Origin of the sequence: Pseudoalteromonas sp. BSi20429, from assembly GCF_000238895.1 — a bacterium.
Classification (GTDB): Bacteria; Pseudomonadota; Gammaproteobacteria; order Enterobacterales; family Alteromonadaceae; genus Pseudoalteromonas; species Pseudoalteromonas arctica.
In genome coordinates this window covers 1-12,745 of record NZ_BADV01000071.1, presented here as the reverse complement: position 1 = coordinate 12,745, position 12,745 = coordinate 1, and the positions used below count along the sequence as shown (strand labels likewise).

Genomic DNA, 12,745 nt, shown 5'->3' with positions numbered 1-12,745 from the left:
TTTCACCAAAGAGTAAATAAGCCCTAGGAAGTACCCAAGGGCAGATTTTATTCCAAGTGTTTAAATCGACTCAAATGTCGCTTTAACATTTCGTTTTCGAAAATCAACTCATCACGCTCATCCAGCAATTGTAAAACTAAAGCTATTGCCGACCAATCTAACGAAAAGTCATGTTGAATACGGGCCGCTTTTTTAACTAAGGTCACTGCAGATACCGTAAATTGCCACTGCGTAACATGCTTCCCCTCAATTGGAACCGCAATATTGTGCTCAACTAGCTCATATAAAATTGCTTCGCTAATATCACTACTCAAACATAGCTCTTTGCTAGTAAGTAAATCATCTTTTTGTGTCACGATAATTTGCATTATGGCTTGCTCCAGTTATTACGGGGATCAAAGTGAGCTTTTTCGGCTAATTCTTCCCAAAGTTTTTTACTGGTATCATCAACAGATGTTGGATTAACAATTTTAAGCACAGCAAATAAATCACCTTTGGCTTTTTTACTCATTAATCCCTTACCTTTAATACGCAAGCGTTGACCAGACTGACTATTAGATGGAATAGTTAATTGGATTTTGCCTGCCAACGTAGGTAAATTTATTTTTGTACCAAGAGCCGCTTCCCATGGTGCAAGAGGGACGACTATATTTAGGTTATGACCTTCAACATCAAATAATGGGTGGGGCACTAAACTAATTTGTAAGTACAAGTCGCCATTTTGCCCGTTCGCTGACCCTAATCCGCCTTGCCCTTTTAGTCGAATTCGTTCGCCATTTACTGAGCCTGCGGGAATTTTCACTTTAAGTGATTTTTTAATTTCAGAGACACGACCACTACTATCTCGCTGCGGTAACATAAACTCAACAGGCTTAACGGTATCAACTAAAGTCTCTTCAAGAAAAATCGGGAACTCTATTTCCACATCTTGTCCTTTTTGCGCGCGAGCGGCGTTACTTCTGCTCTGCCCGGAACGATTGAATCCACCGGCGCCGCCAAACATTGAATTAACAAAATCAGAAAACTCTTGATCGGTTTGAGGATCGCTTTGCTGATAATTACTTTGCGATGAGGCATTGTTACCACCATAATTACCTTGCTGTTGACGAGCACGATTTTGTTGATGACGACGTAACTCGTCGTATTTAGTGCGTTCTTCTTTGTTATGAATGACTTCGTAAGCTTCTGCTATTTCTTTAAACTTATCTTCTGCTTGAGGCTCTTTGCTTACATCTGGGTGATATTTTCTGGCTAACTTTTTATAAGCTACTTTAACCGCTTTATCGTCTGCATCAGGCGATATTCCAAGCACTGCATAATAATCAACAAATTTCATTTGCAATCCAAATCCCCATATTGAGTAAGCTTTAAGCATACTCCTTAACGTATAATCTTGTGTGGTTAAAATACGATAAATAGTAAGAAATAAATGAATAGTGAAAATAACTTTGAATAAAAAATTAATCGGACACTTTTTAGTAATATAAGTGCAGGCCTTAAGTTAACTTTATCTTTTATCTTCAAGGCTTTAAACTGCCTGTTCCTGTAGTTCACATTTGTGATGGATATGACTCGATTTATTCTGGCCTTACTGGCTTGTTGTGTGTGCGTTTCGGTATCAGCCGAACAATTTACCCGTTTTTCAACGGCTAAAAGACATTTAATTAAAACCCTCCCTGACAACGCCAAAAGTATTTACTGCGGTTGTGATATTAAAAAAGAAGGCAAAAAACTCATTCCTGATCCTTCTAACTGTGGTTACATTCCTCGAAATACACTTACCCGCTCAGGCAAAGTAAATGTGCGAGCACTACGCATTGAGTGGGAACATATTGTTCCGGCGTGGGAATTTGGTCATCAGCTACAATGTTGGCAAGATGGCGGACGTAAAAACTGCCGTAAAGTAAGTGCTAAATTTAGAAAAATGGAAGCTGATATAAATAACTTAGCGCCAGCTATTGGCGAAATTAATGCCGATCGCTCTAATTATCGTTTTGGTATGCTTAGCGAAAACGCCTCACAGTATGGTCGTTGCGAAGTAAAAGTAAACTTTAAGCAACGTGTAGTTGAACCGCCTGTCTATGCACGTAAACGTATAGCCGACACTTACGCTTACATGCAAAAAACATACGGTTTAAAAATCTCTGATAAACAGCAAAAGTTATTTAATGCGTGGAAAAAGCAAGCATTTGCAGATACAAGTAGTGCGAGCAAGCTCTAAGCTTTAACACTCATTTACATAAATCAAAGTTATAAATGTTGAATAAACGAGCGAGTGTTGTAATATTTTAAACAACTTATTTACAGAAAGTCCTTAACTATGTTTAAAAATAATAAAACCTCGCTTGCCATTTTTGCAGCACTTTCGGGCTTTGCTTTAACGGGTTGTGGCGGCGGAGGCGGTATCGACTCTGCTCCTGTAGTTACAACACCTGTTAGTAGCAGCCCAACATGGACAGCGGCGGTATTTGAGCCCTCTAACGATTTAAAAAACTTTTGCGAAACCCCTCGTACGGGTAACGATCCCTTTAATAACAACAACCCCTACCCAGATCAAGCGGGTTCTGCCCTTTATGAAAAGCTTTGGCTTCGCTCTTGGAGCGACGAAACATACCTTTGGTATGATGAGATTGCCGATAACGACCCTGAAAGCTTTACAACAGTAGCCGATTACTTCGCTCAATTAAAAACAGAGCAGCTTACCGACTCAGGTGCAAAAAAAAGATAACTTTCATTTTTCAGAACCTACTGAAGATTACTTTCAAGAAGCGCAATCGGGCGTTACTTCTGGTTACGGTATAAATTGGGCGTTTATTGGCGATACAGCCGATCGTATTTTACGCGTTGCTTATCTTGAAGATGATTCGCCGGCAAGCCAAATAGGCTTTCAACGTGGTGATACCGTACTTTCAGTTGACGGTGTTAGCATTAATACCAATACAGAGTCGGGTGTAGATATGCTTAACGAAGGTTTATTTAGTCCTACTAACGGCGACTCACATACTATTGTTGTACGCAGTAACGATGGCGCCGAAAAAACATTTAATGTAACCGCTGGCAATATTGAACAAACACCTGTTCAAAATGTTAAAACGATTACAACTGCAAATGGTTCAAGCGTGGGTTACATGCAATTTAATAGCCATATAAGCATTGCCCAAGAAGGGCTTATTGATGCGGTAAATAAGTTTAAAACCGATGGTATTGATGAGCTTGTAATCGACTTTAGATATAACGGTGGTGGTTTATTAGCACTGTCGGCACAATTGGCTTATATGGTTGCCGGTAACGCCAACGTTAACAACCGCTTTTATTATCAAACTCAACAAAACGATAAACAACCCGTTGATTCGCCCTTCCCATTTATTGATGAAGAAATAGATTACTCTACTTTTTTTAGCACAGGTGAAAACCTACCTGATTTAAACCTATCAAAGGTTTATGTATTAAGCACATCAGGCACCTGTTCGGCATCAGAAGCTTTTATTAATGGTTTAAAAGGTATAGACGCAGAAGTTATTTTAATTGGCGACACAACCTGCGGTAAGCCCTATGGCTTTACCCCAACTCATAACTGCGCAACAACCTATTACACTATTCAGTTTAGTGGCGTAAATAGCAAAGAATTTGGCGAATACGCTGCGGGTTTTACACCAACCCCTACTCCACAATTTGATGCTGATGTTCAAGGTTGTGAAATTGAGGACGACTTTGATCATCAGTTAGGCGACAGTGACGAGGCCGTTTTAGCCACCGCATTATTTCATGTTGAAAATGGCAGTTGTCCAGTTAGAACGGCTGCTGCAAAAGCAGAACCAGCTAATTTTTCAAGCTCTCGTGAATCTCTCATTCCTTTAAATATGCCGGTACAATTTACCCAGCGTAATATGGACTTAACTTGGCCAACGCTGGGTGAGGAAAGGTAATGGCTAAATTATTACTCCCATTAGCCACCTTGCTCGCTTTAGGCGGATGCCAAAGTGTAGATAGTGAGCCTGCTAAACCCGCTATATTAACGAGCGTTAATCCCAGCGTTATTACAACACTACAACAGGCAATTCAACAAGCTAAGGGAGGCACATTAGTAACACTTGCCGATTCGGTATTTACTAAACGTAGCGAACTGCTAATTGATCATGCAATGAGTAAAGGGTCTGATGGCAGAGTAATTATGGGCGCGCATAATATAAAATCTGAGAAGTTTATTTTGCAACTACGTAATAACCAATGCGAGCTTTACTATCCTAAAAAAGAGCTTACTACAGTACTTGAAGGTGTTACCTGTAAAGAGTTATAAGGCACTTTATTAATGTTTATAAATTAATAAAAAAGGCGCGCAGCATATCGCTGCGCGCCTTTTTCTATTTTAAACCGTTATTACAAGTCTTGATGCGGACCAAACACTTCATAATGAATCTGCTCATTTTTAACACCTAATTCAAGTAACTGGTTTTTTATAAATGCCATAAAACCGGCAGGACCACATAAGTAAAAGTCACCATTACTCAATGGTAGCTGTGCTTGTACTGCGTTTAAGTTCATTAACCCAGTAAAGTCAGCGCCCTCTGTCGCTTGGTTAAACCACGTCATTGTTTGTAAACGGTTATAAACTGCATTTAACTCATTTAAATATTTTGAAAACGAATGCTGCTGAGTATTTTCGCAGGCATGTAAATACATAATATTTTGATTAGAGTTATCGCTTAATAACGTTTCGAGCATTGCTAGCATTGGCGTTTGCCCAACACCTGCTGAAATGAGTACCGCTGGACTTGTATTATTACGTAAAAAGAAGTCTCCTGCCGGCGGGTATAACTCAACAATAGTGCCTTGCTCTAATGAGTGTAAATAATTAGACACCATGCCAGGCTTTGGCTGTAGCTCTTTTTTAACACTAATACGGTAGTTTTTAGCGTTACTTTTTTGCGAAATAGAATATTGGCGAATTTCTTCATATTCAGCGCCCTCCGGCTTAACTTTAATACCTAAATACTGCCCTGGTTTATGTGTAATAACAGCTTCGCCATCAACTGGCGTAAGTGTAAAGCTCGTTACTAGTTCTGATTCAGCCTGTTTGTTGGTTATTTCAAATTGGCGAGTTCCCGCCCAACCACCGTGTTTATTTTTACTGTGCTCATACAAAGCAGCTTCTTCAGTTATACAAATGTCAGCAAGTACGCCGTAAGCTTCGCGCCAAGCGTATTCAACATCGGGAGTAAATTGCTCAGGAAGAAGCTCTTTAAGCGTACCAATTAAGTGTGCACCTACAATAGGGTAATGCTCAGGCAAAATATTTAAGCTGGTATGTTTATGGTTAATACGCGTTAGTGCTTCTTTTAATACAGCTAAATTATCAATGTTTTGTGCATACGCAGCCAACGCATTAAAAAGTGCAAATTGCTGACGACCTGTATCTTGGTTTACCATATTAAAAATATTTTTAAGCTCAGGATTATGGCTAAATAAACGCTTATAAAAATGATCGGTAACAACCGTACCCGCCTCGGCTAATAATGGAACAGTACTTTTTACGATCTCAATGGTTTTATCAGATAACATATGTGTTTTCCTATGGGTAAACTAACCACGGCGCCCATCAACACGACGCCGCGTTAATATAGGTGTGCAGTGAATTAAAAATAATGAAAAAGCCACTAACCACAGCAAAGCACTTATTTGCCAAGCAAGGTGAGGCCCAATAATAAAAGGGAGTAATGAACGAGTAATAGCGGCCACAAGCAAAAACGCAAAAGCAACAGCCATGTAATGAGGAATAGCGAGTGTCCGCCCTGTATGACCATGTGATACACGCGTCATCATTGCTAAAATCATCATACCTATTGTGCCAATAGTGATTAAATGCAGCGCATCTTTAAATTGTATTGCACTGCTATAAAAGCTAAATGCAACCATCATTAACCCTACGCCTAACGCTAAGTAGGAAAAATGTAAAGACCATAACAACGGCACTCTCAATACCTTGCTATCCCACCAAAAACCAGCCCTAAGCAGGTGAAGCGCAGCAACAGTTGCAACAACTAACGCAGGATTAATCGTGTTCAAAAACAACTTGTTGATGAAAAATAAAGTGATAGCCAAAATAGATAAATACATCACCGCTTTATCTATTTTAGGAGTGCGAACTTGTGCGGTTAAACCTAGACCTTTAGCGGTAAAAAATGGTAGAACGCGACCCGCAACAATGCCAACTAGTAAAGTAATTACCAGTACTGCGGTATCAACCACACCAAGTGCAAGCTGCATGTTTTGTTTTAAAACAAGTATTAAATACAATACATTGAGCCCACAAAGCACAGCTAAAATAGCTAAAAACGGATAGTTACTTTTGCTATTGGCTTTTAATAACATATTAGCCAGTACTGCTATGGCGCCTAGCCACCAAATAACTTGTAATGTAAGTGCAGCATATAAATTAAAATGAGCAATATCAGGCAATATCACAAAAAAGGCTAAGCGCGCTGCAAGCCATATAAACGTAAGCCACATAAGGGCTTTCCCACTTATGCTCGGTACGCCTGTCCATGTTTGTGCAGCGGTAAGTAAAAAGCCAACAGCTACAACTCCTGCAAAGCCAAACAGCATTTCGTGCGCGTGCCATAATGTTGCAGGTATCGATGAGTGCCAACTTGCATGGCCTGTTAAAATAAGTAGCCAATACCCCACCGACAAAAATGCCAATAAGCCACCGCCTAAAAAGAAAGGTCTAAAAGCGAGCATCCATAATGGCCATTGAGATACTTGATGAATAGCAACGCGTGCTGGCATTGGCTCAGTTAAGTTTATAGGGCGCATTATCGTACCTCCTGCCCTAAACCATGTTGTGCAACACAGCGCAGTACGTAACTTACTTTTAAAATAGCAGCAATAACAATAGTCCCAATATGAGCTGATACTTGCACCGCCATGGAAAAGTACTCAGCAAACGGGTAGCTAATTAAAATACTTGCCGTAATACACACTAAACTCACAGCTAATGCAGTATTGGCAGCAAATAATACTGTTTCGTATAGTGAACTAAACTGTGTTTGATTATTTAAATTATTCAGCATTAGTGTGTTCATGGCGATCTCTGTAACTAACTACGTTACTTAGCTATTACACATACTGTGCCAACAAATTTAATTAATTAAATTCAATAAGTTAAATTAAACCACTTTACAGTATGAGTCTTTATGACCTACTATAAATTAACTCATAAAAACACAAGCAGGTCATTTTGACATGAATCAGCAATTCAACCTTACACAAGTTGCTCTAGAGCTTGCTCAAAGTACACTACACGAGCATAGCTTTGATCAATTACTAGCAACGGTTGAGCGGGTGATTCCTAGTGATGCAAGTGCGTTATTAGTGCTTCAGGGCGAGCAATTAAAACCACTGGCAATTAAAGGGTTAATGTCCGACAGCCTTGGCAGACGATTTAAAATAGTAGAACACCCTCGCCTAGAAGCTATTTGCAAAAGCACACTCGCGCTGCAATTTGCGCACGACTGCCCACTACCCGATCCATACGACGGATTGCTATTAGCTAAAACCGGCGACATACCGGTACATGCATGTTTAGGTTTACCTCTTTATGATAAAAACGCGCTACTTGGCGTACTTACGTTTGATAGCCTTAACGCCAATGCATTTAACAGCATAAGCGCTGATACACTCAATACCTTACAAACGCTGTGTAGTGCGCATTTTAAAACAGCTTTAGAGCTTGCCCATTACAAACAGCATGCACAGCACTCAAGTGCATTAGTGCAAGAACTAAATCGTGAAGCGTTAACACGGGACGGCGGTGAAATTATTGGTCAAAGTCCGCTAATGCAAACACTTAAAAACGAAATTAAACTCGTTGCAGCATCTAACTTTAGTGTGCTTATATTAGGTGAAACAGGAGTAGGGAAAGAGCTTGTAGCGCGTAATATTCACTTAAATTCAGCTCGAAAAGATCAACCGCTTATTCACTTAAATTGTGCATCACTTCCTGAAAATCTTGCTGAAAGTGAATTTTTTGGTCATGCGAAAGGGGCTTTTACAGGCGCACAAAACTCGCGCCAAGGTAAATTTCAATTAGCTGATGGCGGCACGTTATTTTTAGATGAAATTGGCGAACTACCCCTTGCCATGCAAAGTAAACTATTACGAGTGCTACAAAGTGGCGAAATACAAACGGTAGGAGAAGACACGCCAAAGTACGTAGATGTACGTGTAGTTGCCGCAACCAACAGAAATTTAAAGGAAGAAGTAGCTCAAGGTCGCTTTAGAGCCGATTTATACCATCGCCTCAGTGTCTACCCTATTACTGTGCCACCACTTAGTAAACGCGAGCACGACATAACACTCTTAGCTGGTTATTTTATTGAGCAAACAGCCCGTAAATTAGGGATAAAACAATTAAAACTAAGCCCTGAAGCACAAGTACTGCTTAATCAGTACAACTGGCCAGGTAACGTTCGCGAGCTTGAACATGTCATTAGCCGCAGCGCCTTAAAAGCAAAACAAAGCCAATGGCAAAATCCAATAATAACCATTACAAGCGAGCACTGTGATTTAACACCAAGCGCGCCGCAAAGCTCTCTAGTAGCAAGCCAAAGTACAACCAACACCTTAATTAACCAACCTTTAAAGCAAGCTGTAGAATCGTTGCAATACAACGTAATTACCGAGCAATTAAAGAAGCATAACTACAACTGGTCAGCAGCAGCAAGAGTACTTGAATTAGATAGAGCTAACTTAGTACGCTTGGCTAAACGCCTAGGGATAGAAATAAAAAAAACACTATAATCATTTAAAACACAGCTAAAATGCTGCTAAAACTATTGATTAGCAGCTAACTTACTAAAATGTGTTTTTAACAACCCTGCAAAAGCTTGTACTTTAGCAGTGCGATGTACTAGGTGATGCGTGACTAACCATACATCGGTAGGCCAGCTTAACTCACTGTGTAATATAGGTACTAAATCAGAATATTGCGCCGCTACGTCATGCTGTAATCCGCCAATGCCTAGCCCTTTAATTATTGCACGAGTCGCTTCTGCGGTTTCAGATACTCGCAGCTTAATTTGCGATGCAGGAATATGTTCATCAGCCCATGCAAAATAAGGCACGCGGGCATTAAAACCCGCCACACCCGATACAAAATTATGTTGTTGTAAATCACTTAATAATTTAGGCATCCCGTACTTATTAATGTAACGTTTATTAGCGTATAAACCCGATGATAACTGCGCTAAATGCTGAGCAATATAATCGCCTTCATCAGGCCTTGGGCCTGCACGCACTGCAATATGTGCTTGTCCGTGATCGAGCCTTAACCTTTTTTGTTCTAAAATAACTTCTAACTGCACTTGCGGATGTAATGCCTGAAATTGCTCACATACATCACCAAGTACATCCATAAAGCCACTTACCGTCGTTAGCAATAAACTCCCTCTAAGGGTGCTATCGGCTGCTGCTATATCGTTATGTAACTGCTCTAAGGAGCTATGGATAGTTTGTGCTGTTTCAAATAACTTGGTGCCAATTTCAGTAACCTTGTAACCACGAGCATGGCGATGAAAAAGGCGTGCATTTAAGTTTTTTTCAAGATTATTAATTCGCCTAAGTACTGTGCTGTGGTGCACATTAAGCTCTTCTGCTGCCGCCGTTAACGTGCCTAATCGTGCTACTTCAAACGCTACTTTAACGTCTTGCCAATCTTCAAATTTTATCGCCATTCTGATTACCTTATACTTATGTGCATTTACGCACACAAGTGTTGCGTTTATTGGGGTTTTCTACAAGCAAAATTTTGCTACATTAGCGTTGTAAGTTTAAACACTAAAAGGTCACTAGCATGTCAGCACCAAAAATTATCGCCCTAGCAGGAAGTCTTCGACAAGAAAGCTTTAATCAAAAAATTATTAATGAGGCAGCACGTTTTGCTCTACAAACAGGTGCTGAAGTAGAAGTAATAAAACTAAACGAATTAAACATCCCACTATTTAACGAAGATATTGAAGCGCAAGGTACACCAAGCGATGTACAGCTTTTAAAAGACAAACTACGTGCAGCTGACGGTATTTTACTAGCAAGCCCAGAGTACAACGGATCTATAACTGCAGCACTTAAAAATGCGATTGATTGGGCATCGCGCACAGAGCAAGGTGCTGTTCCTGCTTTTCGCAATAAAGTAGTGGCGCTGTTTTCAGCATCACCAGGTGGACTTGGTGGGTTACGCGGTTTAAATCATGTACGTGATATACTAAGTGGTATTGGATCGTTAGTGCTTGCCGATCAACTTGCAGTACCCGCTGTACACACATTGTTTGATGAAAATGGGCAAATTAATGAACCTGTTACTGCAGAGCGAGTATCGGCGCTTGCTCATCAGTTAGTAAGCGTTGCAAGTAAGTTAAGGTAACTTGCACGCCTAAATAACTAATTACTTTGTCGCCGCGAGTTTTGCGGCGATAAAATCGGTATGCGTTACATATAAAAGCCCTGCTACTTTACGTATTACGTAGTCTTCTTGGGGATCTATTTCTCCATCGGCATACGCTAAGCGCCATAATAATTCTATTATTTCTATTCGCTGCGCCGCGCTGCAATGCTCATTAATCTGTTTTGAAAACTGAAAGTAATCTATCGAATCATCTAAGCTGCTTGCCGCGTTATTAGTAAGCTCATTAACCTCAATATCTGTTAAATTAAAATACTTTTTTAAGGTTACAGTCAGGGTTCGTTGTTCATCATGTTCAAGCTTGGTATCTGCACGCATAACTTCAATTAATAATGCAGCAACAGCTGTTTTTAAATCGTGCTCTTGCATACTTGGCTGCTGTTCATCGAATACAGCAAAAAGTTGTTTTATTTGTTTGAACATCACACTTTCCCTTTTTGGGTGTTAGACTAATACGTAAAGAAATCGACCTTATTACTCTTATTAATGGGTATAAAGTTCGCAAATTAAAGGATACATTTTATGAAAGGAATAAACGCACCACGCTTATTTATAGGCGCTACACTGGTGGCCCTTTCAAGTGCAAATACTGCACTTGCTGAAAAAGCCGAAACAGAGAAGCTATACGACTTTGACAACAAAGTGCATTACTACCAAACCAAAATTGGCGAAGACAACTATAAAATAGAAATCCAGTCAGACGATTACAAACACTTTACCAATCAAAGTGTATTTTTATTACGCCATGCGGACCGTCTATGCCGCGGCAATACCTTTATGTTGAAAATACTTGAAGGCGTGCAAGAGTACGAACGCTTTCCAACAAAACCACGTGCTTACCAACCAGATTTAAGTGTTTTACTACAATGCGAAACTAAAGAAGATGCAAACAAGGGTAAGTAACCTTAGTCTTTATAACCCCAAGGTGCTGATGGTGGAGTAATCGGTTTAGTTAAATCAAAATCCACCTTAAACTCACGTCCTTGGCGAATTAATCGATAAGTAAATACTTCTGGGTAAATATACATTTGCCATGTATTACCTACAGACTGTGCAATGCCTTCTTTCACGAATAACTCTTTAGAGTATTGGTCTGCTGGAAACGACTGCATTTGCGCGAACCCTGCATCAAGCGTATGGCCACCATACATAGTTGATGCGTCGTCTATTCCATCTTTATGACGATGATCGTGCTTTAAACTCAAGCCACTACCCGTTTTAGTTATGATCCACGTACGTGATGCATCGTCTCCTACATGAAACGGCACTTGTAACTCAGTCTCGCTACATTTACGTACATGCATAACCAGCTTTTTATCTGTAAATGAGCTTGGCCCTTTCGCGTTATCTACCGCTACTTCACCTTCAAAAGCTTTACCGCAATGCGCTGCAATACTATTAAAAAAGGCATCATGAGTAGGAATAGACACTAGCGGTGCAGGGCGTGCAAAAGCTGTCGATGAAGCAACTATTAAAGTTGCTGCAGTTAATAATTTCATATGTTTCTCGTTATAGTTATTTTAAAACACCTGTAATAGTACAGTTTTCTTAAGTACTTTATTAGAAGTATCTATATAAAACTGAGAACAGGACAACTAGATAAAACTACTAAATAGCGATTAACGACTAAATATCTCAGCCTTCATTAACAATCCTACTTTTATAAATATTAATTACACACCTCAACTAGCCACTGGCCAATTACTTAATCACCATTGGTGATGCCTGCTTAATTGGCCCGAAAGTTCAGCTTTTAGCTGTGTTACATGCTACTAATCCAGCAAAAAGGCTTAGTAAGAAAATTTTGCAGCGCCTATCGCGTTAGCCAATAACGCATGGGTTAGCACAGGTGTAATTATTTTAGCGGGTGTGAGTATTGGTGAAAACAGTATTGTGGGTTCGGGTGCTGTCGTTACTAAAAATGTAATGCCTAATACCGCAGTAGCGGGTAATCCAGCTCGTGAAATAAGAACACTGTAGCTATCTCGATGTGATTTTAGCGTCGGGAGTCGCTACGCTCGCATCAGCGAGCACTTTAACTCGTTAAATTAAGTGAATTATTCACTAAGAGACGCTCCGCTATAGAGGAATACCTGAATCACTTTTTTGTAGACATAAAAAAGCCCGAATCATTAGATTCAGACGCTCTACAATATAAAGTCGGTACGCTACGCAGTAGAATGTCATAGTGGCCACAGCGGTGGAGAGTCACGTAGCAAATGCTACTGTATTGGCCGACTGAGTTATTGAGGGATTTTGTTGTGATTTTAACGTTGGGAGTCGCTGCGC

At 40.1% G+C, this 12,745-nt stretch carries 16 protein-coding genes and 1 pseudogene; 8 read left to right on the top strand and 9 right to left on the bottom strand.

What is annotated here, in order from left to right; translation table 11 throughout:
• Positions 1–47 precede the first annotated feature (47 nt).
• Both P20429_RS06050 and P20429_RS06055 read right to left on the bottom strand, forming a co-directional pair.
• Entirely contained in the window at positions 48–368 is a 321-nt protein-coding gene (locus P20429_RS06050; protein ID WP_007584937.1) for a chaperone modulator CbpM, read from the bottom strand.
• On the bottom strand, positions 368–1,336 hold the full coding sequence (locus tag P20429_RS06055; protein WP_007584935.1) for a DnaJ C-terminal domain-containing protein: 969 nt from the start codon (positions 1,334–1,336) through the stop codon (positions 368–370). Before P20429_RS06055 ends, P20429_RS06050 begins: the two co-directional genes overlap by 1 nt.
• Positions 1,337–1,567: 231 nt before the next feature.
• On the opposite strand from P20429_RS06055, the gene P20429_RS06060 reads away from it, so the two are divergent.
• The 4 genes from P20429_RS06060 to P20429_RS06065 all read left to right on the top strand — a co-directional run bounded on the left by P20429_RS06060 (position 1,568) and on the right by P20429_RS06065 (position 4,297).
• Positions 1,568–2,221 carry an endonuclease gene (locus P20429_RS06060; protein ID WP_033026978.1) on the top strand — a complete coding sequence of 218 codons (654 nt, stop codon included), beginning with the start codon at positions 1,568–1,570 and terminating at the stop codon, positions 2,219–2,221.
• 99 nt (positions 2,222–2,320) lie between these two features.
• Positions 2,321–2,728, top strand: a complete 408-nt coding sequence (locus P20429_RS20895) for a hypothetical protein (RefSeq protein WP_007584932.1) — start codon at positions 2,321–2,323, stop codon at positions 2,726–2,728.
• A complete protein-coding gene (locus P20429_RS19755) occupies positions 2,712–3,926 on the top strand; it encodes a S41 family peptidase (protein WP_007584931.1) in 1,215 nt (404 codons plus the stop codon). Before P20429_RS20895 ends, P20429_RS19755 begins: the two co-directional genes overlap by 17 nt.
• On the top strand, positions 3,926–4,297 hold the full coding sequence (locus P20429_RS06065; RefSeq protein ID WP_002959634.1) for a hypothetical protein: 372 nt from the start codon (positions 3,926–3,928) through the stop codon (positions 4,295–4,297). The genes P20429_RS19755 and P20429_RS06065 overlap by 1 nt, the downstream gene beginning before the upstream one ends.
• 80 nt (positions 4,298–4,377) lie before the next feature.
• On the opposite strand, the gene hmpA is transcribed toward P20429_RS06065, so the two are convergent.
• From hmpA to P20429_RS06080, 3 genes are read right to left on the bottom strand one after another with little or no spacing between them, the layout of a single operon-like run.
• Positions 4,378–5,559 (bottom strand): NO-inducible flavohemoprotein, encoded by a 1,182-nt coding sequence (gene hmpA, locus P20429_RS06070; protein ID WP_007584930.1) that lies wholly within the window; start codon positions 5,557–5,559, stop codon positions 4,378–4,380.
• A 21-nt stretch (positions 5,560–5,580) separates the two neighbouring features.
• On the bottom strand, positions 5,581–6,813 hold the full coding sequence (locus tag P20429_RS06075) for an NnrS family protein (RefSeq protein ID WP_007584929.1): 1,233 nt from the start codon (positions 6,811–6,813) through the stop codon (positions 5,581–5,583).
• Positions 6,813–7,082: a hypothetical protein gene (locus P20429_RS06080; protein ID WP_007584928.1), complete on the bottom strand. Its 270-nt coding sequence runs from the start codon at positions 7,080–7,082 to the stop codon at positions 6,813–6,815. The genes P20429_RS06075 and P20429_RS06080 overlap by 1 nt, the downstream gene beginning before the upstream one ends.
• A gap of 160 nt (positions 7,083–7,242) precedes the next feature.
• Here P20429_RS06080 and norR point away from each other — a divergent pair, with 160 nt between their 5' ends.
• Positions 7,243–8,799: a nitric oxide reductase transcriptional regulator NorR gene (gene norR / locus P20429_RS06085; protein WP_007584926.1), complete on the top strand. Its 1,557-nt coding sequence runs from the start codon at positions 7,243–7,245 to the stop codon at positions 8,797–8,799.
• Between the two features lie 32 nt (positions 8,800–8,831).
• Here the strand turns inward: norR and P20429_RS06090 are convergent, their stop codons facing one another.
• Positions 8,832–9,731, bottom strand: a complete 900-nt coding sequence (locus P20429_RS06090; RefSeq protein ID WP_007584924.1) for a LysR family transcriptional regulator — start codon at positions 9,729–9,731, stop codon at positions 8,832–8,834.
• Between the two features lie 119 nt (positions 9,732–9,850).
• On the opposite strand from P20429_RS06090, the gene P20429_RS06095 reads away from it, so the two are divergent.
• Positions 9,851–10,417, top strand: coding sequence for an NADPH-dependent FMN reductase (locus P20429_RS06095; RefSeq protein WP_007584922.1), 567 nt, complete (start codon positions 9,851–9,853; stop codon positions 10,415–10,417).
• 21 nt (positions 10,418–10,438) lie between these two features.
• On the opposite strand, the gene P20429_RS06100 is transcribed toward P20429_RS06095, so the two are convergent.
• Positions 10,439–10,879 carry a TerB family tellurite resistance protein gene (locus P20429_RS06100; protein ID WP_007584919.1) on the bottom strand — a complete coding sequence of 147 codons (441 nt, stop codon included), beginning with the start codon at positions 10,877–10,879 and terminating at the stop codon, positions 10,439–10,441.
• A gap of 99 nt (positions 10,880–10,978) precedes the next feature.
• Here P20429_RS06100 and P20429_RS06105 point away from each other — a divergent pair, with 99 nt between their 5' ends.
• Entirely contained in the window at positions 10,979–11,359 is a 381-nt protein-coding gene (locus P20429_RS06105) for a hypothetical protein (protein WP_007584916.1), read from the top strand.
• Between the two features lie 2 nt (positions 11,360–11,361).
• On the opposite strand, the gene P20429_RS06110 is transcribed toward P20429_RS06105, so the two are convergent.
• Entirely contained in the window at positions 11,362–11,955 is a 594-nt protein-coding gene (locus P20429_RS06110; RefSeq protein ID WP_007584915.1) for a hypothetical protein, read from the bottom strand.
• Positions 11,956–12,100: 145 nt separating this feature from the next.
• Between P20429_RS06110 and P20429_RS19750 the strand changes: the two are divergent.
• Positions 12,101–12,436, top strand: a pseudogene (locus P20429_RS19750) (DapH/DapD/GlmU-related protein); the annotation flags it as partial.
• Positions 12,437–12,554: 118 nt separating this feature from the next.
• Here P20429_RS19750 and P20429_RS20890 read toward each other — a convergent pair.
• Positions 12,555–12,745, bottom strand: a 191-nt coding sequence (locus P20429_RS20890) for a hypothetical protein (protein ID WP_237715161.1), incomplete at its 5' end; no start/stop codon positions are given.

Bases quoted from the DNA above. Each gene is read 5' to 3' on its own strand.
- P20429_RS06050 (WP_007584937.1), bottom strand. From the start codon at position 368: ATGCAAATTATCGTGACACAAAAAGATGATTTACTTACTAGCAAAGAG.
- P20429_RS06055 (WP_007584935.1), bottom strand. From the start codon at position 1,336: ATGAAATTTGTTGATTATTATGCAGTGCTTGGAATATCGCCTGATGCA.
- P20429_RS06060 (WP_033026978.1), top strand. From the start codon at position 1,568: ATGACTCGATTTATTCTGGCCTTACTGGCTTGTTGTGTGTGCGTTTCG.
- P20429_RS20895 (WP_007584932.1), top strand. From the start codon at position 2,321: ATGTTTAAAAATAATAAAACCTCGCTTGCCATTTTTGCAGCACTTTCG.
- P20429_RS06065 (WP_002959634.1), top strand. From the start codon at position 3,926: ATGGCTAAATTATTACTCCCATTAGCCACCTTGCTCGCTTTAGGCGGA.
- hmpA (WP_007584930.1), bottom strand. From the start codon at position 5,559: ATGTTATCTGATAAAACCATTGAGATCGTAAAAAGTACTGTTCCATTA.
- P20429_RS06075 (WP_007584929.1), bottom strand. From the start codon at position 6,813: ATGCGCCCTATAAACTTAACTGAGCCAATGCCAGCACGCGTTGCTATT.
- P20429_RS06080 (WP_007584928.1), bottom strand. From the start codon at position 7,082: ATGAACACACTAATGCTGAATAATTTAAATAATCAAACACAGTTTAGT.
- norR (WP_007584926.1), top strand. From the start codon at position 7,243: ATGAATCAGCAATTCAACCTTACACAAGTTGCTCTAGAGCTTGCTCAA.
- P20429_RS06090 (WP_007584924.1), bottom strand. From the start codon at position 9,731: ATGGCGATAAAATTTGAAGATTGGCAAGACGTTAAAGTAGCGTTTGAA.
- P20429_RS06095 (WP_007584922.1), top strand. From the start codon at position 9,851: ATGTCAGCACCAAAAATTATCGCCCTAGCAGGAAGTCTTCGACAAGAA.
- P20429_RS06100 (WP_007584919.1), bottom strand. From the start codon at position 10,879: ATGTTCAAACAAATAAAACAACTTTTTGCTGTATTCGATGAACAGCAG.
- P20429_RS06105 (WP_007584916.1), top strand. From the start codon at position 10,979: ATGAAAGGAATAAACGCACCACGCTTATTTATAGGCGCTACACTGGTG.
- P20429_RS06110 (WP_007584915.1), bottom strand. From the start codon at position 11,955: ATGAAATTATTAACTGCAGCAACTTTAATAGTTGCTTCATCGACAGCT.